12 protein-coding genes and 7 pseudogenes are annotated in these 22,062 nt (G+C 61.3%); 12 read left to right on the forward strand and 7 right to left on the reverse strand.

Features of this window, described 5'->3' with window-relative positions; genetic code table 11:
• The first annotated feature begins 1,380 nt into the window (after positions 1-1,380).
• The 6 genes and pseudogenes from IVA93_RS40385 (at position 1,381) to istB (ending at position 7,396) form a co-directional block, all read left to right on the forward strand.
• Positions 1,381-1,593 carry a type II toxin-antitoxin system VapB family antitoxin gene (locus IVA93_RS40385; RefSeq protein ID WP_247365935.1) on the forward strand — a complete coding sequence of 71 codons (213 nt, stop codon included), beginning with the start codon at positions 1,381-1,383 and terminating at the stop codon, positions 1,591-1,593.
• A gap of 546 nt (positions 1,594-2,139) precedes the next feature.
• Complete coding sequence (locus IVA93_RS40390; protein ID WP_247365934.1) at positions 2,140-3,315, forward strand: RHE_PE00001 family protein; 1,176 nt, start codon at positions 2,140-2,142, stop codon at positions 3,313-3,315.
• Between the two features lie 129 nt (positions 3,316-3,444).
• Positions 3,445-4,182: a type IV toxin-antitoxin system AbiEi family antitoxin domain-containing protein gene (locus IVA93_RS40395; protein WP_247790130.1), complete on the forward strand. Its 738-nt coding sequence runs from the start codon at positions 3,445-3,447 to the stop codon at positions 4,180-4,182.
• 12 nt (positions 4,183-4,194) lie between these two features.
• Positions 4,195-4,953: pseudogene (locus tag IVA93_RS40400) on the forward strand (transposase); the annotation flags it as partial.
• Between the two features lie 127 nt (positions 4,954-5,080).
• Positions 5,081-6,619 (forward strand): IS21 family transposase, encoded by a 1,539-nt coding sequence (gene istA, locus IVA93_RS40405; RefSeq protein WP_247789951.1) that lies wholly within the window; start codon positions 5,081-5,083, stop codon positions 6,617-6,619.
• Positions 6,620-6,634: 15 nt separating this feature from the next.
• Positions 6,635-7,396: an IS21-like element helper ATPase IstB gene (gene istB / locus IVA93_RS40410; RefSeq protein ID WP_247365695.1), complete on the forward strand. Its 762-nt coding sequence runs from the start codon at positions 6,635-6,637 to the stop codon at positions 7,394-7,396.
• A gap of 238 nt (positions 7,397-7,634) precedes the next feature.
• On the opposite strand, the gene IVA93_RS40415 is transcribed toward istB, so the two are convergent.
• Both IVA93_RS40415 and IVA93_RS40420 read right to left on the reverse strand, forming a co-directional pair.
• Positions 7,635-9,302 (reverse strand): integrase catalytic domain-containing protein, encoded by a 1,668-nt coding sequence (locus tag IVA93_RS40415; protein WP_247790132.1) that lies wholly within the window; start codon positions 9,300-9,302, stop codon positions 7,635-7,637.
• A gap of 132 nt (positions 9,303-9,434) precedes the next feature.
• A pseudogene (locus IVA93_RS40420) lies at positions 9,435-10,990 on the reverse strand (ISL3 family transposase).
• 160 nt (positions 10,991-11,150) lie between these two features.
• On the opposite strand from IVA93_RS40420, the gene IVA93_RS40425 reads away from it, so the two are divergent.
• The gene (locus IVA93_RS40425; protein ID WP_247790133.1) at positions 11,151-12,179 is read left to right on the forward strand and encodes an IS110 family RNA-guided transposase; all 1,029 of its coding nucleotides are present in this window, start codon (positions 11,151-11,153) and stop codon (positions 12,177-12,179) included.
• Positions 12,180-12,566: 387 nt separating this feature from the next.
• Positions 12,567-12,725, forward strand: a pseudogene (locus tag IVA93_RS40430) (IS3 family transposase); the annotation flags it as partial.
• A 104-nt stretch (positions 12,726-12,829) separates the two neighbouring features.
• Here IVA93_RS40430 and IVA93_RS40435 read toward each other — a convergent pair.
• From IVA93_RS40435 to IVA93_RS40450, 4 genes and pseudogenes are all read right to left on the reverse strand, one after another.
• Positions 12,830-13,120 carry a hypothetical protein gene (locus IVA93_RS40435; RefSeq protein ID WP_247365307.1) on the reverse strand — a complete coding sequence of 97 codons (291 nt, stop codon included), beginning with the start codon at positions 13,118-13,120 and terminating at the stop codon, positions 12,830-12,832.
• Positions 13,121-13,338: 218 nt separating this feature from the next.
• On the reverse strand, positions 13,339-14,250 hold the full coding sequence (locus IVA93_RS40440) for an EamA family transporter (RefSeq protein WP_247365305.1): 912 nt from the start codon (positions 14,248-14,250) through the stop codon (positions 13,339-13,341).
• Positions 14,251-14,574: 324 nt separating this feature from the next.
• Positions 14,575-15,249: pseudogene (locus tag IVA93_RS40445) on the reverse strand (transposase).
• A 269-nt stretch (positions 15,250-15,518) separates the two neighbouring features.
• Entirely contained in the window at positions 15,519-16,739 is a 1,221-nt protein-coding gene (locus IVA93_RS40450; RefSeq protein ID WP_247285483.1) for an IS701 family transposase, read from the reverse strand.
• 114 nt (positions 16,740-16,853) lie between these two features.
• Between IVA93_RS40450 and IVA93_RS40455 the strand changes: the two are divergent.
• The 3 genes and pseudogenes from IVA93_RS40455 to IVA93_RS40465 form a co-directional block, all read left to right on the forward strand.
• Positions 16,854-17,614: pseudogene (locus IVA93_RS40455) on the forward strand (IS5 family transposase).
• A gap of 74 nt (positions 17,615-17,688) precedes the next feature.
• The gene (locus tag IVA93_RS40460) at positions 17,689-19,032 is read left to right on the forward strand and encodes an IS701 family transposase (RefSeq protein WP_247790134.1); all 1,344 of its coding nucleotides are present in this window, start codon (positions 17,689-17,691) and stop codon (positions 19,030-19,032) included.
• Between the two features lie 200 nt (positions 19,033-19,232).
• Positions 19,233-19,841 (forward strand): annotated as a pseudogene (locus IVA93_RS40465) (transposase); the annotation flags it as partial.
• Positions 19,842-20,204: 363 nt separating this feature from the next.
• Here IVA93_RS40465 and IVA93_RS40470 read toward each other — a convergent pair.
• Positions 20,205-21,422: an IS110 family RNA-guided transposase gene (locus IVA93_RS40470; RefSeq protein WP_247790178.1), complete on the reverse strand. Its 1,218-nt coding sequence runs from the start codon at positions 21,420-21,422 to the stop codon at positions 20,205-20,207.
• A 260-nt stretch (positions 21,423-21,682) separates the two neighbouring features.
• Here IVA93_RS40470 and IVA93_RS40475 point away from each other — a divergent pair.
• A pseudogene (locus IVA93_RS40475) lies at positions 21,683-21,925 on the forward strand (IS256 family transposase); the annotation flags it as partial.
• Positions 21,926-22,062: the final 137 nt, after the last annotated feature.

Raw genomic sequence — 22,062 nt, forward strand, 5'->3', positions numbered from 1 at the left:
GTGTCGGTTCCCGCCTGCCATTCGACGCCGCACCGGTCCAAGAGGAGCACCCTCCCCGCCTCGTCTACGACCCTTAGGCTCCCGAGCTGGATGGCGAGGCAGGTTAAAGTGGCGATGTCGGCTCGCTGGGGTTCTGCGGCGCGTCGGACCGTCTCGGTGTCTATCGAGGGGCTGCCGCATCACTTCGCTGCGCCGCCGCTCGCCCGAATAGACGAGCAGCAGAACCGCACGGTCGCAGGGGTCCACCAGCCGGTTGGACGAACAGCTCGCGCGCAACCGACCAAGCACATCCCAGGTCCATCCGCGCTTGCTCTCCCTTCGCGCTGCCGTGAGCACACCGTCGGACCGCCAGCAGCGACGTCGATCTCAGGCTCGGCGCTGCAAAGGGACCCTCCTGCCCTTGCCAAGAGGCAAGGTGCCGCCGCGCGCCAATCATCGCTCCATCGGGGCGCGTGCGATCCGGCGAAGGAACGGCAACGTGCTGTCGGGCCGTCGCCTCGACCGGCATGTCGTGTTGCGGATCAATCTTGCGCGGGGCCGGATCCAACTCATGATGCTGGATGCCGAGGTGAGGGCAGGCGAACCCGCTGTCGGATCTTGGGCGATCACAGGCCGACATGCCATAACTGTGCATGATCCGGAAGGACCAGCCGAAGAGCACGCCTCCCGATCGGCCGCCTCAGTCCGATCAGGAGGTTGATCCGAGGCGTCCGCCGTGGGAGCAGTACTCCTTTGGCGAGCAGCAAGGCCGTCGAGCGAATCCGATCTTCCCGATGGTGGGTGCCGTCGCGAATACCTGCGTGGCACTCGGACAAGCCGACCTGACACGCGGAACGCCGACTCGCGCTAGGTGCCACCAATCACTCGGTGAGCGGATGTTGTCAGCTGACAACAGGGGCTCCCCAAGAGATGGATGTTGTCAGCTGACAACATTTGTGCCCTCCGGTCATCGGTGGCTCCAACTCGCCGAGACAAGACCGGTATCGCATCAGTAGTCGCCGTCGATCGGCGCCCCGCGGAATTCAAACCCGGAAAAGGCGCGGGCGAGGACCGGGACGAGGTCGTCGTCAGCCCGGATGATCTACCAGGATTGCCTCAGGGGGAAGCAGCGTCCGGGAGGCGGAGAGGGGAGGCGTTCACAGACAATTAACCATAAAGATTGACCTCACACGCCGCGAAGGCCGCGCGTCTTGGCCGGACTGCCGGGGATGCCCCTGGATCGAAGCAAGCGACCGGGGACTGCCCGCACCGTCGACCTGAGTGGGCCGAGCTCAGCGAGGCCTAAGATCCTGACAAACCTACCAGCGGCGAGGCCGGTCCTTCCTTCAGTGCGTCCGTAGAGATATTGAGGGATGCACGATGAGGACTGGAGGAGCGCGCATGGCCTTCCATATCGAGAAGTCGGAGACCGACGCGCTCGCCCGCAAGGTGGCGGCGCTAAAAACAATCGGCGTTACCGAAGCAGTGCACGCGGCACTCGCCCATGAGCTCGTACGCGAGCAGGTAAGCTGTCTTTGGTCGAACTCGGCGTCCAGTTTTGCCGGGATCTGCGCGCCAGGGGCAATCCGCACCGGGCGCAGCCCGCCGACATAGCGTTCCGCGACGGTCTGTATGAGGACGCCTGACGTTCATTGACACTTTGGTCTTGATCGCGCTCCTGACCGAGGAGGACGGGGCACGTGAGCTTTTGGCCCGCCTGCAGCGGAGCGGAACACGTCTGACGCCACGGTTGGGTGTGGGAGGCGACGGTCGCGGTGGAGCCCTGAGACAGCACGGCTCGGCGACGCCTTCGACCGCTTCGGAAAGGGCCGGCATCCGGGCTTCAATTCCAAGGGCTGTTTTGCCTACGCTTGTGCGCCCAGCATCCGGCGCGAGACTTTCCGCAATCCGATATCGAAGCCGCCTAAGCGACCCGGCCGGGCGGCCGCGGCATCCGGAAAGGAAGCGGCTTGTCCGGAGTAGGGCCGGGGGTTGGCACGGAGGCTTGTGGTGCGATCTGAAGCTTAGGCCGCGATGATTTTACCGGGCTGCGGGCGCGGAATCGTTGATTACGCAGTGACGACCAACCCAATCGATAAGAGGTAGTTATCGATAGTGAGGGTGACGGGAACCCGCGTCGCTATGACGGAATCCAATGCTATGTTAGCTTCCGTTTCGTCCATTCTCGTTAAGGTTATCAAGATCTTGCCGACAAGCTACAAAATCCCCGATCCGCTGCCCTGGGCTCAACTCGCCGGTCCTCTGGCGGCCGCCGAGGATACAGTCGCCCGGCTCGACGAGCGGCTAGCCAAAAGCCTAATCCGCGACGGCACAATCAGCCGGATGCACTTCGCCGACGCCTGCGCCAGTCTGTGGCTTGAAGGCGAACTTGTCCACCTCGACGACTTGGTACTGCACGACGCCGGCATGGATGTCCGCACCCCCACCCATGAGCTGACCCGGGCCCATGCCGTGTTGCGCGTCCGTCGGCGCATCGCCGAGGCGAAGCCCGATTGGGCGCTGTCAGCTGCCGGACTAGCTGACCTCCGGGGCCGAGGCGAGCGAGGGGAGGGGACGGGCAACCGGAAGGAAGTTGAGGAAAGTCTCGGGGTTGACGAGGATGCGGAGCGGGAGGAGGTGGGTTTCGAAGGGCCGCTTGGCGCCACCGATCCCCACCTGGCAGCAGCCTTCGCCGCTGTCGACGCCGCGAACGCCAGGGCAGAGCGCAGGCTCGCCGACGAGGCTCGGTCGCGGCCGGAGCGGGATCCGCTAGTTTATGATCCCGACTGGGACGAGGAACGCCGTCTGGATCACTGGCGCGGTGTGGTCAACCAGACCCGCGGCTTGCCGCCGACCCTGGCGGCGGCGATCGCCGCGGATGCTTGGGACGCGATCGAACCGCTCGAACACTCGCCTTGGCTAGGCCGCCTGCTCGCAGCTAGCGTATTGCGCGACCGCGGCAAGACACGCTGGCATCTGCCGTGCCTACATGCCGGGCTAAAGGGCATTCCGCGTGAGGGCCGGCGGCCACGCGACGGCGCAGCGCGGCTTGTCGTGCAGCTCGAGGCGATGACGGCCGCCGCCGAAGCCGGCCGCAAGGACCACGACCGCTGGCTGATGACCAGAAACCTGCTCGCTCGCAAACTCGCCGGGCGGCGCGCCACTTCAAAACTGCCAGCTCTCCTTGACTACGTGTTGACCCGGCCGATCGTCTCGGCCGGCATGATCGCGGCGGAGCTCGGGATCACGCCCCGTGCGGCCCAAAACCTCGTCGCCGAACTCGACTTGCGCGAGACGACCGGTCGAGGACGCTATCGGGCATGGGGAATCCTTTAGAGCACGGCGCGGCCATTGAGACCGCAAGCACCCCCTATATAGATTAGTGCTAGTTATCGTAGCCTGAGTACGATTTTTGGTATCCAATTCAAGCTTGTGGAATTTTGGAATTGTTCATAATATCGTAGCATGGCTACGACTCACAGGGACAAACTAAACAGGCTTTATACCCGCTCGGCACCCGTGACGCCGCTGACCTCCGATGACCTCGCCGCCCTCGGGATATCAGCCGACCTGGCCGTCCACTATGTCCGCGCCGGCTGGCTGCAGCGGCTGGCACGTGGTGTCTATTGCCGGCCCAACGATCCGCCCGCCTTACATCCGAGCCTCGTCCTGCTGCAGCGGAGCTTCGAGGGATTGCATGTCGGCGGCAAGTCCGCGCTCGACTGGCATGGAATCCGCCAATACGTCTCCCAACGGCCCATCCTTCATCTGTACGGTTGGAAAGCGGGGCGGCTCCCTGAGTGGTTCACCCAGCGCTTCCCGGCCGAGTACCACCGCAAGCGGCTATTCAAGGAAGAGCCCGGCGCGCTGCTTCATGTCCGGCCCTTCGAGAACCGCAAGGGCGGCCCACTCGTCTCGGCGCCCGAGCGCGCACTGCTGGAGGTGTTAAGCGAGGTTGGCATCCGGCAGCCGCTGCAAGAAGCGCGCGAGCTGGTCGAGAGCACTTACAGCCTGCGCGTCGAGGTGCTGCGCGACTTGCTCAAGCGATGCACGAGCGTCAAGACCGTGCGCCTCTGCCTGCAGCTCGGTCGCGAGCTTTCCCAGCCTTGGGTCGGCAAGCTCGATCCGTCCCAGTTACCCATGGGTAGCGACCGGCCGTGGGTATCGCGCTCGGCTGACGGGCTACTGTTGTTGAAGCCATGAACCAGCTCTACCTCGACGACGATCAACCCGGAATTGCTGACCTGTGCGGAAAAGCTGCGCTATCAGGGCTATTTGCGGCGGCAGGACAGCCATGCCGTAATTACGGCTCTCGTCAGCGACGGTGTGTCGCTCAAGGAGATCGTCCGCCGCACAGGACATAGTCGCAATCTGGTTCGCCAAATTAGCCGCGGCGGCGGTACGGATATGTTCCGCACCCGTCAAAGCACCCTGGACGGGCATCTGCCGTTCCTGGACGCGCAGTGGTCAGTCGGCTGTCGCAACGGTGCCGAGCTCTGGCGCCGCTTGAAGGGACAAGGCTTCAAGGGATCGCTGCGCGTCGTGGCGGAATGGGCGACGCGACGGCGACGTGCCGAGACTATCAGCCATCAACAATTGCAGAAGGTCCCCGCCGCCAGGACGATAGCGCAGCTGATGACGACGAAGCGCGACCACCTAACCAGGGCCGAGACCGTCACGCTTGCGGTCATCGAACAAAACGTTCCTATGCTGGCCGATGCCCAAGCTCTCGTTGGCCGCTTCCACGCGATGATCCGAAAGAAGGCCGAGATGGAGCTCGAACCTTGGATTGATGAGTCCAAGCGGAGCCTCATTGCCTCGTTCGCGAACGGCATTGCCAACGATAAGGCCGCGGTGCACGCGGCTATCACGCAACCATGGTCCAATGGCCAAGTGGAAGCTCAGATCACCAAGCTCAAGCTGGTCAAATGCGCGTTTCGCGGGATCGTGAGCACGGATTTCAGCGCATCGTGAGCAACGATTTCAGAGGATCGTGAGCAGCGATTTCAGGCGATCGTGAGCAACGTTTGGCGGTGCCGGACGCTTCGACCGACAACTCAACCGGGCTACGGATTTCTCATTCAACCAATGAGGAAGCCTGATGCCTACCGAGAGATTGTCGATGCGCCGGATCCGAGAAGTTCTACGTTTGAGGCACCAGGGCCTGACCGAGCGCGTCATCGCGCGGACGTTGGGAGTGAGCAATGGGGTCGTACACGGTTATGTGCGTCGCGCCCGCCTTGCGGGGCTGACCTGGCCGCTGCCGGAGGGCCTGGACGACGAGAACCTTGAACTGCTGCTGTTTCCGGCGCCGACGGCAGCCTCGCAAAGCGACCGGCGCCCGACACCGGATTGGGCTTATGTCGAGAAGGAGCTGCGCCGCCGCAGCGTGACGCGCCTGCTGTTGTGGGAAGAGTATCGCGCCGCCAATCCGGACGGCTTTGGCTATACCTGGTTTTGCACGACGTTCGAGGCCTGGAAGCAGCGGGCCCGGCCAAGCATGCGTCAGACCCACGCCGGTGGGGAGAAGGTATTCGTCGATTTCGCCGGCGACACCATCGATATCTTCGATCCCATCACCGGCGAAGTGCGCGCCATGAAGCTGTTCGTCGCGGCGATGGGGGCCTCGAACTACACCTATGCCGAGGCCTGCCCAAGCGAGAGCCTGTCCGACTGGATCGGCGTGCATGCCAGCCTGTTCAGGTATCTCGGCGGCGTGCCGAAGTTCGTGGTCTGCGATAATCTCAAGGCCGCCGTGACCAACCCCGATCGCTACGATCCCGGGATCAACCGCACCTATGCTGAGATGGCCGGCCATTACGGCACCGCGATCCTGGCGGCCCGGCCGAGGCGACCAAAGGACAAGGCCAAGGTTGAGGTCGCAGTCCAGATCGCCCAGCGCTGGATCCTGGCCCGCCTGCGCAACCAGCGCTTCTTTTCCCTGGCGGAGCTCAATACCGCCATCCGCGGGCTCGTCGTCGAACTCAACGCCCGCCAGATGCGCGGCTTCGGCTCCAGCCGGACCGAACTGTTCGCCGAGATTGATCGCCCCAGGTTGAGAGAACTGCCGGACCAGCCCTACGTCTTTGCGCGCTGGAAGCGTTGCCGTGTCGCCCCAGATTATCACGTCGAGATCGACGGCCATTGGTATTCCACCCCTTACCGCCTGATCCGTGAACTCGTCGATGTCCGTATCGCCGACAAGACCGTCGAGGTCTTCCACAAGGGACAGAGGATCGCCAGCCACGCCCGTGCGCCCAACCGGCGCGGCCACACCACGATTGCCGATCATATGCCCAGCGCCCACCGCCGCTACGGCAAATGGACACCGGGAGGGCTGATCGCCGCCGGCGAGAAGATCGGTCCATCGACGGCGGCGTTCTTCCAGGTCGTCATCGAAGCCCGGCCGCACCCCGAGCAAGGCTTTCGCACCTGCCTCGGTATTCTGTCGCTGGCCAGGAGCTACGACCATGCGCGCGTCGATGCCGCCTGCCGACGCGGCATCCTGATCAAGGCTCGCTCCGTCGCCTCGATCCGTTCGATCCTCAAGAGCGGCCTCGATCGCGCTTTCCTCGACGAGACGTCCGACCACCAGCCCCTGCGCCACGGCAACATCCGCGGTCAGGGCTATTTCCACTGAACCAGGGAGACTCCAATGCTGACACACCCCACCCATGAACGGCTGATCACGCTTGGCTTGACCGGAATGGCCAAAGCCTTCGAGGAGCAGCGACGATCACCGGACCTCGACGCCCTGCCGTTCGAGGAGCGCATCGGGCTTCTCGTCGATCGCGAAGCCGCCGAGCGCGACACCAAACGTGTCACGACCCGTCTCAAGTTCGCCGCGCTACGCCAGAGCGCATGCGTGGAAGACGTCGATTTGCGCACGCCACGCGGCATCGACCGCAGCGTCTTCGCCAGACTCGTCGGCGGCGACTGGATCGACCGCAACGAGAACCTGCTCATCACAGGGGCAACCGGGCTCGGCAAAAGCTGGATTGCCTGCGCCCTCGGCCACAAGGCCTGCCGCGACAATCGTTCGGTCCAGTATCACCGCGTCCCGCGCCTGTTCGAGGCGCTCGCCCTGGCTCGCGGCGACGGCCGATATGGCCGGCTGCTCAAAACCATCGGCCGCGTTCAACTTCTGATCCTCGATGATTGGGGCCTGTCAGTTCTAAATCCGCCCGAACGGCGCGACCTTCTGGAGATCCTCGATGATCGCCACGGTCGCGCCTCCACCATCGTCACCAGTCAGGTCCCTGTTGAACATTGGCACGACGTTATCGGCGACCCAACCCTCGGCGACGCCATCCTGGATCGCCTCGTTCACAACGCTCACCGTCTGCAACTCTCCGGAGAAAGCATGCGAAAGCAGAACGCCCGCAATCAAACTCTTGACGCCAACTCAAACCCCTGAACCAATCACCCATGTCGGTCAAAGCCGCTGCTCACCATCGCGCGAAACAGCTGCTCACGATCGCCTGAAATCGCCGCTCACCATCAGCGAAATGCGCAGGTCAAACGGCAAATGTACGGGCGCGCTAAGCTCGATCTCCTTCAGGCTAGGCTGATTGGCGCGCCATAAAAACAATCACTATCATCGAATATGCGTCAGAGCCCGACTGGGACCCCCCGTATTGCCGCATCTGCAAATGTTACCCTGATGGCGCCATTGCCGATGACGATCCGATGTCGATTGATCGGCCGCGCCAGATGGCTTTCCCGGCTTGCTCGACGAGAGGGGCTGTGGGCGGGTCGGGCCCTACATAGCCCGAGCCGTCCACAACCCCGGGCAATGGGGCAGCGGTCGTGGCGCCCGCAAGCGGCTCCTCCGCGAGCAACTGCTCGGCCGTCTTCCGTCTAAGCGCCCTCAGCAGGCGCTGCACGATCGAATGCTGTCTCGTCCCGAACTCCTCTGGGTGATTCTCGCTCAGCCGGCCGACAATTGCGAGCGCCGTCAGCTGCGGCTGCTCTGCGAGCCAGGCTTCGATCGCAGCAAGATGCGGGTCGAGCTTGGACGGCATGCGAACTCTGGTCTTATAGGGCCGACGAATTCGCCGGTGCGTGGCACGCGGCTCGCCGACGGTCACCGTCTTGCCGAGCGTCTTCGCGAACGTCGCCGCGGTCGCTGGCAGGGCGCTAGTGTGAGCCGGTTGCAGGCCGCGCGCCTGTCCGGCACGACGATCGACGCGATTACCTAGTTCCTCCTGGGTTGCGCGAATCTCCGCCAACAGCGCGACCGGATCGAGCGAGCGATACTGATCGCGGAGCCGCTTCTTCACGGCCGCGGTCACCTTGGGATGCGCCAATGCACGCTCATAGGGCGTCGATGGGAGATGATAGCGCTTGATCACTTTAGCCCCTTCGCGACGCTTCTCCTTCAGCTTGAACGACGGCTGGAAGAAGTTGACGTAGAGGCGTGCCGCCGCATAGAGGCGGCCCATCATACGCGCCGTCTCGACGCCATCGAAGCGGCCATAGCCCATGAGGCGGCGGACGACGGCACCATTCTTCTGCTCGACGAACGCCTGATCGTTCTTCTTGTACGCGCGCGAGCGCGTCACTTCGAGCTTCTGTTCGCGACACCATGGCACGACGACATCGTTCATGAAGGCGCTGTCGTTGTCGAAGTCGACGCCGCGCAACAGCCACGGGAACAGGGTCTGTGCGCGGTTGATCGCCTCGACGACCAGCGAACCTTCCCGCGTCAGCAGCGGCAGACACTCCGTCCAGCCGGTGGCGACATCGACCATCGTCAGGGTTTGGATGAACGAGCCAGCCACCGACGTGCCGCCATGGGCGACCATATCGACCTCGCAGAAGCCGGGCACCGGGCTGTTCCAGTCATTGAACGTGCGGATCGGGACCTCGCGCCGGATTGCCGAATAGAATCCGGCACGGCGCCGTCTGCCGCCGCTCGCTGCGATCTTCACATCGACGAGCAGGCGATCGATGGTGGCGGCGCTGATGGCCAGAACACGATCACGGTCCGACTGGCCAAGCTGCAATCGGCCATGTTGCTCGAGAGCAGGCAGCAAGGTCGGGATCATCACCTTGAGCCGCTTACCGCACACTCGATCCGACGCCTCCCACAGCGCTGTCATCGCATCCTTGACCGTCGCGCCATATCTACGCTTGCGCTCTTGCGGTGCCTCGACCTTGTCCGGCCCAACTGTCTCGCGTGGCCGAAGTGCACGTACCGCATGCTTGCGATGCCAGCCCGTGACGGCGCACAGCTCGTCTAGGATCCGTCCCTTCTCGAGCCGCCCGCTCGACCGATAACGCTCGGCCAGCGCGGATGTGATCTCGCGCTTTGCGCGCATGCTGATCTTCCCTGCCATAGCCGCCACCGAACTGATTCGGCAGCTCCGCCCCAGACTCGACAGGGAAGTTGTCCGGTAACATTTTTAGTGAGGCAATGCGCTCTGACGCATATTCGATGATCGTGTTTGTTTTTATGGCGCGCCAATCAGCCTAGCCTGAAGGAGATCGAGCTTAGCGCGCCCGTACATCTGCCGTTTGACCAGCTTGAGCTTGGTGATCTGAGCTTCCACTTGGCCATTGGACCATGGTTGCGTGATAGCCGCGTGCACCGCGGCCTTATCGTTGGCAATGCCGTTCGCGAACGAGGCAATGAGGCTCCGCTTGGACTCATCAATCCAAGGTTCGAGCTCCATCTCGGCCTTCTTTCGGATCATCGCGTGGAAGCGGCCAACGAGAGCTTGGGCATCGGCCAGCATAGGAACGTTTTGTTCGATGACCGCAAGCGTGACGGTCTCGGCCCTGGTTAGGTGGTCGCGCTTCGTCGTCATCAGCTGCGCTATCGTCCTGGCGGCGGGGACCTTCTGCAATTGTTGATGGCTGATAGTCTCGGCACGTCGCCGTCGCGTCGCCCATTCCGCCACGACGCGCAGCGATCCCTTGAAGCCTTGTCCCTTCAAGCGGCGCCAGAGCTCGGCACCGTTGCGACAGCCGACTGACCACTGCGCGTCCAGGAACGGCAGATGCCCGTCCAGGGTGCTTTGACGGGTGCGGAACATATCCGTACCGCCGCCGCGGCTAATTTGGCGAACCAGATTGCGACTATGTCCTGTGCGGCGGACGATCTCCTTGAGCGACACACCGTCGCTGACGAGAGCCGTAATTACGGCATGGCTGTCCTGCCGCCGCAAATAGCCCTGATAGCGCAGCTTTTCCGCACAGGTCAGCAATTCCGGGTGATCGTCGTCGCTCCGATTGCGGTTCGGATTCTGTTCATGGAGCGGCGCACCGCATCAAGGAAGGCCGCGCTCGCATTTTCCATCAGATGCCATCGGTCGGCGACCTGGATGGCGTTCGGCAGCGCCTTGGCTGCTGCCTCGCCGTATCCACCACCGCGATCTCGCGACACAATGTTGATCGCTGGGTGCTTCGATAGCCACGCCCGAACAGTCGCAGTTTCCCGGTCGGGCAGCAGGGTAACGATCCGCCGGCGCTCCAAATCGCACACGATCGTCCCGTATCGATGGTTTCTCCGGAACGCCCAGTCATCGATGCCCACAACAAGCAATGGATCTGTCGGCATCGCCGCCCGCCGGCGGACCACCCGTAGCAAGGTATCGTTGCTAACGGGCAGCATGAGCCGCTTGGCGAAGCTTGCCGCCGGCCGGCCGCCCAGCGCCAACCCCAAGTGATGGACGATGTATTCCAGCCGTGCCGTCCGGCGCCGTCGAAGCGGAACGATGTCTTCTCCAAACCGCTCTGAGAAGATCCGCCGGCGGCAATGCGGCACCTCACATGTGAAGCGCCGCGTGAGCAATCGGAGGCGCACCTTTCTGCCCGCTGATGGCAAATCAGCCACGTGCCGGATGTAACGGCTATGGATTCGGCGCGATGCTGTCGTGCACAAAGGGCACTGGGCCTCCGTAGCCTCTGACCGAACAGCCAGAATAACCGAATCCTCTGAATCACTTACGCCATCAAACACCAAACCACTCGGTACGAGCGATGAAATTCGAAAGCCTTTCCGCATGGCGCTGATTCTCCGTTTGAGAACACAGTCGCCCGGCAAACTTCATCAGAAATGAGTCAGACCCCCAGTCGAACACGATGACGTAATTGCGGTCGGCGCTCGTGGCAGACAAGCTCCGTTATCGTGGAGCCTCGCAATTAAATGATTCGAAGGAGCTCCCATGAAGCAGTACGTCGGACTGGACGTCTCACAGAGAGAAACCGCTGTGTGCGTTGTCAACGAGACTGGTCAAGTGATCTTCGAAGGGAAAGCAAAGTCTAATCCTGGTGCCTTGACTGACCTGCTTAACAAACATGCGCCTCAAGCCGAGCGTATCGGCTTCGAGACGGGTGCGATGGCGAGTTGGCTATGGCATGAACTCCGCAGGGTTGAGCTTCCCGTGGTCTGCATCGACGTTCGGCATGCGCACGCAGCTTTGTCGGTCCAAATGAACAAGAGCGATCAGAATGATGCGCGAGGGCTTGCCGAACTGGTGCGGCTTGGATGGTATCGAGAGGTAAAAGTCAAAAGTGAGGAAAGCCAGAAGATCCGAGCGATCCTTGTCGCCAGATCTCGGCTAGTGTCCATGCACCGAGACATCGAGAACCAAGTTCGCAGCTTGATCAAGAAATGTGGATTGCTGTTCCCTCGCGCGATCGGCCAACAATTCCGCAACCAGGTCAGCGAACTCTTGGGCGTCGATCATTTGCTTCTCAGCGTGATATCGCCGCTGCTCTCGATCCATGAGAACGTTTGTCAACAACAAGGTAAGTTCGACGACGAGGTCCGCCGGTTGGCAAAGCTGGACGACACGACGCGTCGCCTGATGACGGTCCCCGGGGTCGGTGTCGTGACGGCCCTAACGTTCCGCCACACGATCGATGACCCCTCGCGCTTCCGATCGGCTTCGACGGTCGGCGCCTACCTAGGCCTTACGCCGAGGCGCAGCCAATCCGGCGAAACCGACACCAACGGAAAGATATCTCGATGGGGCGACCGGCTTCTCCGAACTTACTTGTTCGAGGCCGCCACTGTCCTTCTTTATCGAACCAAAAAGTGGTCTTCCCTAAAGGCCTGGGGCATGAAGCTCGCCAAGCGGATCGGCATGAAGAAGGCAAAGGTCGCCATCGCCCGAAAGATCGCCGTGATTCTCCACTGCATCTGGGTCGATGGCACGTCGTTCGACTGGGGCCAGCCGAAGCCAATCTGATATTTGCTCGCAAGTTCCTGGTCCGGTCCGCCGGACTGGCGATGTCCCGCTGGGACGGTGGTCGTGGTGACCTCGGTCAATCGGCTGGTGGCGGTTCGCCCGCACTCCGCTGCAAACGTTGAGGCACCCGATCCGGACATCATCATGAGGCGCTCGCGACCTCGGAAAGGACCATGACCCCAGCTACGACATCAACCCAACCCGCTGAAGCCGCCAACGACGTCGATTGCCAATCCCGCTAAGCAATCGTCTCGCCATCCGCGATCGCTCCGTCTCCGCAACCTGACCAGCTCCGACGGAGCAATCGCTATCGGCGTGTCACTGGAGGAGGAAGAATGGTAGCTTGACAACAAACCGCAATTAAAGGGCCGATTGACATTTGAATCCGCCCAATGCGTATCCATTAAGTACACCGAGCGCCTGGCTGAAGCAGGCATGGAGCCTTCTGTCGGCAGCGTCGGAGATTCCTATGACAATGCTCTCGCCGAAACCATCAACGGACGCTTTAGGCTCCCACCTATCCACGCGGAATCTCCGTTCAGATCCGGGACCAGCTCATACAGAAACCGCAACTGACAGCAACTATCCAGCTCGGTAGGAATAGGTTGCTATAAACAAGAGAGGTGGGTAGGTGCAAGCTGTTGCCATTCTCAGAATAGAGTGCGGCTTGACCTGCTGCGAACTCGTGATGGTGACTTCCTTCGATTGGAAGGAACTGCATTCCCCAACCAGAAGCTTGTCTGAGCGATTACGTCGCCTTCGACATCCGGAATTCTTTCCAGTCCTGTGCGGGAGTCGGTGCGTCCCATCAGGCCAATGTGGCGATCCGGATCATCACGCAGGGCCAGAAGTTCTTCTGGTAAGGTCATTCCTGCAAAGCGAGGCATCATGTCATCAAAAGAGAGCGGCAGAATCCGAATGCTGTTGATTTTGAAAACCATGCCGGCCCGGGTTGTCCGGAATACTTGATTGTCTAGCCCCCTGAACCGGACGCCTCTCGTGGATTCATTCGGATCCACACTGGTGATTGCGATCCTATTTATCGGTCGATCCGGAAATTCCATGGGAACCCCTTCTTGTGCAGCATGTTGTATCGCCACCGCGCACGTTGCGAGCCAATCCAGCAACCAGCAGCACTGAGACACTGCGCGTCGTTCGCTCAGTCGAGCCGACGGCGAAGGACAATTCCATCGCGTGCGACAGGGGCTCTGTTCAACGCCATCGGGACGGCATGCACGCCTACACCCACGAGGACGATCGCAGCCGAAGTCAGTACCTGCAGATTCAGATGTTCTCCTAGCACTAACGCCGCCAGCGCTACGCCGAACACTGGGATCAAGAGTGCGATCGGGGAGGTCGAAGCCAGACCGATGGAAGCAATGGCTCGGCCCCAAAGTATCTGTGCTAGGGCGAAAGAAGCAATAGCGACGTAAGCCACGGCCAACCAGCCGGCGAGCGACGCTTGCGTCAGCGCTTCGCCCACCGCTGGCGCAGCAGGCCGCGCCAGCGCACGCGCAACCCATACGGCAGGCAGACAGATCAACGCACTCGCGCACTGCAGACGGATAACCCTTTCAGACGTTTGTTTGAGGGTCATGTTGGCGATCGCCCAGCCCGCAGCCGAGAGCAAGCATATGGAACTTGCGACCAAAGGCGCCTTGCTGCCACCCGTCGCCAGCACGCCGATAAGGCCGACTACGCCCAGCGCGCTTCCAACAATCGTAGTAGTTCGCACCGATTCTCCCAGCATTAGGAAACTAAGAGCTAAGGATATGAAGACCTGAAACTGGATCAGCAACGCCGCGAGGCCGGGGGACAAACCGAAATCGATTGCCAATGTCGAGAGCAGATATTGGCCGATGCCAGAGCCTAGAGTGTAAGTGAGCAAGGTTCGCGCAGGCACACGCGGCCAACCGACAAAAGGGACGAGCATCGCGATGATCGAGAACCGCAACGCGGTGAGCAGATACGGATCGAAGTGGTCAAGAGCAAGTCGCACCGCGACGAAATTGCCTCCCCACAAGGCAGCAGCCCCAATCGCGCCTGCATAAGCACTGCCCTTGAGCATCATGTTCGCACGTCTTGCGAGCGCAGGCGAACCGAAGCGGAAATAATGCGATACTCGGCGTTTGCTCGAGACAAAATCGGTACGCCGCTAAAGAGTTCAGTTGTCGGTTTCGGACCCTCTAAGAGCTCCAGCACGGACTGCTTCAGCCAATGGTCTCTGTGGCTGGAATCGGCTATCGTAGATCGCGCCGCAGCTGCCCGAATTCGCGGCCCAACTAGATTCAAGACAATCCGTTTATAGCCGCGGCTCTTTTGCATCCTGCTCATGTTCAGGGGGTGTCTATAAACAATTCCTCATCGAAAGTAAATGATATGTCTGTTTTAGCCGTCATAGAAGTGTCGTGCACTCGTCTTGAACGTTGCATGTTGCCGTGAGATGACTTCTCGACCTAATCCGATCGCTTTGGCTTTTGCCGCGGGGCGACGTTTCTTTGTTGGGCGGTGGCGGATTAGCGCGATGTCGGATCGCGGCCATCATGGCGAAGGCGAGCATCACCAAGGACACATGACGGTACCAGCCACGCCGGGATCTGCTCTGGTTGCGATCGAGCCCGAACTCGTTTTTCGCGGTTTCAAAGCTGTCCTCCATCGCCCATCGATGGCCTTCGACCGCGACCAGCGTTTCAATTGATGTTTCCGCTAGGCACCAGGTGATGAAGAAGGCGGGGTGCACTGCCGTGCCACTCCGCATGACGCTTTGCCCTGCTTGAAAAAGCGCGTCTCGTCGATAAACCAGTACCGCATCGTCATCCGCCAAATGCTCCATGACATGATCGCGCACGATATCGCGCAGGGCATCAGCGTCCCAATCTCCACGACCCAGAATTGCCTGCTGCCGCCATGGGCCAGGATCGCCAACCGCCTCCGCGCGCATCCAGCCAGTCTTGCGCTGCTCATCTCCGAGCAGACCTTCCAGGAACAAGCCTGCATTCGTCGCAACCCGCTCTTGCGTGAACAACGGACGTAACCGTTTCTTGATCTCTCGAAGCGACGCCGCCCACAACGCAAGCGCCTCCTCACCTCATGCGGCCCGCGCCCACGACATCGGAATCATGGTTGCGCGTGGATTCAGACGCCCGCAAAAACGGCAACTGTAATGCTAGCATTACAGTTGCTTTTTTGATTTGAAGTGGGCGCGTTGAGCGGCAGCCTGGTGAGCTCTGCGCCAGAAGGACCATGCGATGATGTGTGCGGGTTGAATCCGCTTCCGCGCAAGTCTGATAGCAATGCGGCGGATTTCCTGGATTGACCAACGGATCAGTGGTGGGGTGGTTATGTTTTGGCTTTTGCCGGGGGGCGCCGTTTCGTTTTTTTGGGCGGTGGCGGATTAGCGCGATGTCGGATCGCGGCCATCATGGCGAAGGCGAGCATCACCAAGGACACATGACGGTGCCAGCCATGCCAGGATCTGCTCTCGTTGTGATCGAGCCCGAACTCGTTTTTCGCCGTTTCAAAGCTGTCCTCGATCGCCCATCGATGGCCTTCGACCGCGACCAGCGTTTCAATGGCTGTTCCCGCTGGGCACCAGGTGGTGAAGAAGGCGAGGTCATCATCGGCAATGCGACGACGGATCAGTAGACCGCGTGTCCACAAACCGTCATTTGCACTGTTGGACTGCTCGGCCTCGAGATCCGCCAATTCGAGATAACACCAATCGTGCAGCCGCGGTCCTTTGGTTCCGGCTCCCGCCGACAGGCGCTTCCAGTCGGATGAGCGCCGCGTCCGGGCGAGGTCTGCAGCCGTACCGGCGACCGGCGGTCGCTTGCCCCAGGATCGAAACACATGAGCGCTGCTGACCCCAAGCACGTAGCCTTTGCCTGCCCGACGTAGTTGCTGTTCGATGTTGCCAACACCGTAGACGGTATCACCGGCAACCCACTTGAATGGTACAGACCCGGCTATCGCGCGTGCGATCATTCTCGTCGCAAGCTTTGGTTTGGTCGCAAAGCCGACATCGGCAGGCACATATGTGGCTTCCAGACGATCTGGATCGTCGGTCCATTCCTTCGGAAGATACAACGCGCGATCGATGAACGCATGGCCATGACGCGAAACGTAGGCAGCGAAGACGCCGATCTGGCAGTTCGTGATCTTTCCTGCCGAACCAGTGTATTGCCGCGCCACTCCGCATGACGCTTTGCCCTGTTTGAGAAAACCGGTCTCGTCGATCACGAGCACCGCATCGTCATCCGCCAAATGCTCGATGACATAGTCGTGCACGATATCGCGCAGGGCATCAGCGTCCCAGTCTCCACGACCCAGAATCGCCTGCTGCCGCCATGGGCCGGGATCGCCAGCCGCCTCCGCGCGCATCCAACCGGTCTTGCGCTGCTCATCTCCGAGCAGACCTTCCAGGAACAGACCTGCATTCGTCGCAACACGCTCTTGCGTGAACAACGGACGTATCCGTTGCTTGATCTCTCGAAGCGACGCCGCCCACAACGCAAGCGTCGCCTCAACCGACGCGGCCCGCGCCCACGACATTCGAATCATGGTTGCCCATGGATTCAGAAGCCCGCAACAAAAGCAACTGTAATGCTAGGGTCTGTACCTAATTAGCGAGTTCTGATTCCCTGGTGCCAAGTTGATTCGGCACGGGGGACTTCGATGCGCAAAGGACTGTTCTGGCTCAACGACAAGCAGTGGGCTCAGATAGAGCCGCATCTGCCAACGAACCAGACCGGCCCGGCGCGCCAAGACGATCGACGCATTATCAGCGGTATCATTCACATGCTCCAGTGCGGCGCACGCTGGCGCGATTGCCCGTCCGACTATGGCCCTTACACGACGATCTACAATCGGTTCAATCGCTGGGCTAAGCGCGGACATTGGCAGGCGATCTTTGAAGCGCTCGCCCGCTGCGGCAAGGACCGAGTGGCTTTGTCGATCGACTCCACCTCGATCAAAGCGCATCGCTCGGCGAGCGGCGGAAAAGGGGGGAGTGTGAACAGGCGATCGGCCGCTCGCGCGGTGGGCGGACCACGAAAATCCACGCGCTGAGCGACCCTGATTGCAAACCTTGCGCATTTCATCTCACTCCGGGACAAGCCGCAGACATTGCCGCAGGGCCGGCCCTTTTGAAGCTCGCGCCGCCCATGTCTTCCCTCATTGGGGACAAAGGCTACCATGGCGACGGCTTTCGCGCCGAAATCGTCAATCGCGGCGCGAAACCCGTCATTCCAAACAAATCCAACCGGGTAACCCTCCACAGCTTCAGCAAGCGCCTCTATAAAGGGCGCAATGTTATCGAGCGCTGTTTCTGCCGGCTCAAGGATTTCAGGCGTGTTGCTACTCGCTACGACAAACTTGCCAGAAACTTCTTGGCCGCCGTCCACCTCGCCGCTCTCGTCGCTTATTGGATCAATTGAGTCTGAACCCTAGCACTACTTTGGCAGATTGTTGATTTTGCCGCGATTTATAGGATTCCCGAATCAATTTTTCAATGATTCATGGGTGGTCGGCTCTTGGAGGGCTGACCATGCCGGGATGGGAAGACGAACTCGAACGCTGGCTGATGCCGTTCTTGGACCGGCTGGGTCATAAGACCCGACAGCGGATGGTATATGTTGCGGGATTGATCGGTCCTGGCGATCGCAAGAGCGTTCAGCCGATGGCGGAACGCCTTGCCACGAGCAACTACGACCAGTTGCACCATTTCATTGCGGACGGCGTCTGGAACGCGACGCCGCTAGAGACAGAGCTGCTCAACCAGGCGGACCGACTTGTCGGCGGCAGGGATGCGGTGCTGGTTATTGATGACACCTCACTGCCGAAAAAGGGTGAGCGATCGGTCGGTGTTGCGGCTCAATACGCGTCGGCTCTCGGTAAAACTGCAAATTGCCAAACGCTGGTGTCTTTAACGCTTGCGCGCGGGGAAGTGCCCGTGATGGTCGCGTTACGTCTCTTTCTGCCTGACAGCTGGACAAGCGACATGCCTCGCTTGAAGCGCGCTCGCGTGCCAGTCGAACACCGAACGCCGCGGTCCAAGCCGGAGATCGCTTTGGCCGAGATTGACCGCGCGATGGCAGCCAACATACGCTTTGGATGTGTGCTGGCGGATGCAGGATACGGCCTCAGCGCGCCGTTTCGACAAGGGCTAACAGAGCGCGGGCTGGCCTGGGCGGTCGGTATCCCTCGGCACCAGAAAGTGTATCCGGTCGATGTGAAGCTCATTTGGCCGATCACCAAAGCCCGTGGCAAACCACGAAAGCACCACGTGCCCGATATCTTATCGATTGCGGCAGAACAAATGCTGGCCAGCGCCAAATGGAAAACCGTGAGTTGGCGCAGCGGGACGAAAGGTCGGCTCAAAGCCCGATTTGCTGCTCTCCGTGTCCGCACCGCCGACGGCCCTCCGCAGCGGATATGGGATAAAGGTCAGCAGCATCTCCCAGGCGACGAAGCCTGGCTCATTGGCGAGCAACGTGCCTCCGGGGAGAAGAAATACTATCTCGCCAATCTTCCGGCGACGACGGATCTGCGCACGCTGGCCGCCACCATCAAGGCACGGTGGATTTGTGAGCAGGCGCATCAACAGTTGAAGGAGGAACTTGGACTTGATCACTTCGAAGGGCGATCATGGCAAGGTCTTCATCGCCACGCCCTTATGACAATGATTGCCTACGCCTTCCTGCAACATCGTCGCCTCGCAAACGCGGGGCGAAAAAAAACGAATCAACGGGCCTCCGCCTCAACCGACTATGCCCGCCGTACGTCACGCCATCGTCGATCTCATCCTTCGGCCGCCGCCCCAGCAGTGCCCATATTGCCGAAAGCAAATCCTTGAAAAACAGCGGCGAAAACACATTCTGCCAAAGTAGTGCTAGTCCCGGCAGAGGCTCAACTTATCAAAGCGGAGATTCTGTTCAGACAACCGGGACCAGCTCTTGAGCTATCGCCCAAAGTTGGTGACGGCGGGAATCGGAAAGGCGGCATATCGTGGGGGTGCTTGACGCCTCCACTTCTCCACCGAAGGAGCGATATGCCGTGTCCAACGATAACGTCATCCATCTGATTCAGCCAGGAATCTTCGACGATCAACTCACAGAAGTCTTACGCAATGGAGCGCGTGCCCTGCTGGCCCAGGCGGTCGAGGCCGAGGTTGCAGACTTTCTAGGCCAGCATGCCGATTTGAAGACCCGGGACGGCCACCAGCGCGTGGTCCGCCACGGTCACCTGCCGGAGCGCGAGGTGATGACCGGCATCGGTCCGGTCGCCGTCCGCCAGCCGCGTGTACGCGATCGCGAAGCGGACGCCGCCGATCCTGGCCGCATCCGGTTCTCGCCGTCGATCCTGCCGCCCGACATGCGCCGGTCGAAGTCGATCGAGACGCTGCTGCCGATCCTTTACCTGAAGGGTATCTCGACCGGCCACTTCTCTGAGGCGCTGGCTGCGCTGCTCGGCAAGGATGCTGCCGGGTTGTCGGCATCCGCCATCGGTCGCCTGAAGGATGGCTGGCTCGACGAGCACGCCGCGTGGCAGAGGCGCGATCTGTCGGCGAAGCGCTACGTCTACATCTGGGCCGATGGCATCCATCTCCAAGCGCGCCTCGAAGACGAAAAGAGTGCATCGGTGCTGATCGGCGCGACGCCGGAACTTCCCGGCCGAGCACTGGAAACACTTGCGGACGACGGATGAGATGGACAAGCGATTTTTTTCATGACCGAGATGACGATTGCAGAAATCGCGTACGTCCATTCTTTTGTTCGGCTGCGCCGCGGGCCATTCTTCCGTCCCGGCCATCGATCTCGCAGCCGCCGCGCGCAGAGGCGGTCAAGGCTGGCCGCGTTTGCGGCCACCGCAAGGCTTGGCCTTGACCGGCCCGAGCACGGCGGCATGCTGGCGTGGAACGGGACTGCATTCCTGGCTGGCACTTGCCGTCAGGCGGGATTATCCTGGGTGGGCGGGCGACCTCGTGGCGAAGCGTGGCGCATCGGCTGCAAGCGCCACCAGGCTGCCCTATTTTGTCTTGCCGAGCTGAGGCGCCCGCGCGCCGGTTTTTGGCCGCCGTGGTTTCCATTGCCTCACCAAGCGCTCGTAGCTTTGCTCCGCCTGTGCGGCAATCAACATCTCGCGGTCGCGCAATGCCTTGATGTTGTGGGCATACGCTGGCCCACGCCGGCTGCCTTTCTGTTGCGGATGTCCGGCTTGAAGTTGCATCGCGCGGGTCTTGATGGCGACCAGTGCCGGGCGCGCCCACAGGTAATCCTCGCCCTTCGTCAACAAATGCCAGCAAAGCACGGTGAGCTTCCGGGCCACGGCCACCGCGGCGATCTGATGGCCGCGCCGGGCGCGGATGCGCACGAAAAACGCATGCAGCGGACCGGGCGCCTTGGCCGCTGCCCAGGCCGCCTCGACCAGCATGGCGCGCGCGTGACTGCGGCCGATCTTGCTGATGCGGCCGTGATGGGCGGCGCCAAGTCCGGACTGCCGCACCCGCGGGTTCAGCCCAAAATAGCTCACCAGCTTCTGCGGGCTGTTGAACCGGCTGATGTCGCCGATCGCCGCCATGATGCCGGCAGCGACCGCCAAGTTGACGCCGGTGATCGTCATCAATCTGTTGACCGCGGAATCGTCGATGGCGTCCTGCGCGATCTCGCGGTCGAGCAGGGCCAGATCTTCCGCCAGCCGGTCAAGCTCGCGGACGTGCCGATCGATCGCCGCGCGCTCATCGTCCGGCAACGGTTGGGCGGCCAACCACGCCCGGCCGCGGCCGTTGAAAAGATCGGCATGCGGGCACTTCGGGATCAGGTGCGCGTGCAGGATCGAATGCACCTCGTTCTTGAGCCGCGTGCGATGGCGCACGACCTGGTAGCGCCGCGCCACCAGCCGACGCTTGCGTTCCGTCTCCGCGTCAGGCGTCCAGATCTGCGGCAGGTACCCAGCCGCCTGCAGACTGGCGAGCGTGCCGGCATCGATCTTGTCGGTCTTGACGTGAGCCTGGGCGATCGCCTTCACCTGCAGCGGATTGGCGATAATCACCCGTGCCACGAACGGTGCCAGAACCCGCGATACCGCCATGCTGTTGCCGGTCGCTTCGACCACCACCTCATCACTGGCCAGCAGGGTCTTGCCAAATCCCTCCAACGCAGTCCGCGTCATATCAATGCGGCCCGCATGTCGGAGCCTGCCATCCTCCCAAATCACCACCTCCCCGAAAGTTCGGTGGACGTCGATGCCAATCACCCGTCGCATTTGCACCTCCTGTTGATATGACGGGAGCTGCGGGCGACACGACAACTACGGATTCGCGCTCCCAGCGCAACCGGGCGAGTCGCAGAGGCGGCCAGCTACTAACTCGAGCTCGCGGCTCATCGAATGCATCGGCCTGCCCGCACCTTCGTGCTCCCGGTGCCTCTGTCCCGATGGTCGCACCATACGCTACGATCTTGAAAATCGCAGCGGAACATCGGCACCGAGAAACTCTCATACCGGTTACCAACCCCATCGAAAGCACCTTCGCCACCGTTCGCCACCGCACCATCCGATCGAAGGGCTGCCTGTCCAACAAGACGGCACTCGCGATGGTCTTCAAACTGCTCGAGGCCGCGCAGAGAAGCTGGCGTCGTCTCGATGGCCACAACCAGTTGCCAAAACTCGTTGTCGGTGTGACATTCAATGATGGGATCCAGGTCATCGCCAAGCCGACCGACCGTCAGCCCATAACCGCCGCCGCCTGACCGGCCAGGTCGTCACCAGATGTGCGATAGCTCCCAGCTCTTTTTGGTAGGTTGCATGGCAATCCTAACGAAGTTAGATATCTTTGCTCTCGTGGTGTCTTCAACGAGACTTCGCAACTTCTACGTCGATCGGCACA

The sequence above is a fragment of the Bradyrhizobium sp. 155 genome (genome assembly GCF_023101105.1).
GTDB classification, from domain to species: Bacteria; Pseudomonadota; Alphaproteobacteria; order Rhizobiales; family Xanthobacteraceae; genus Bradyrhizobium; species Bradyrhizobium canariense_D.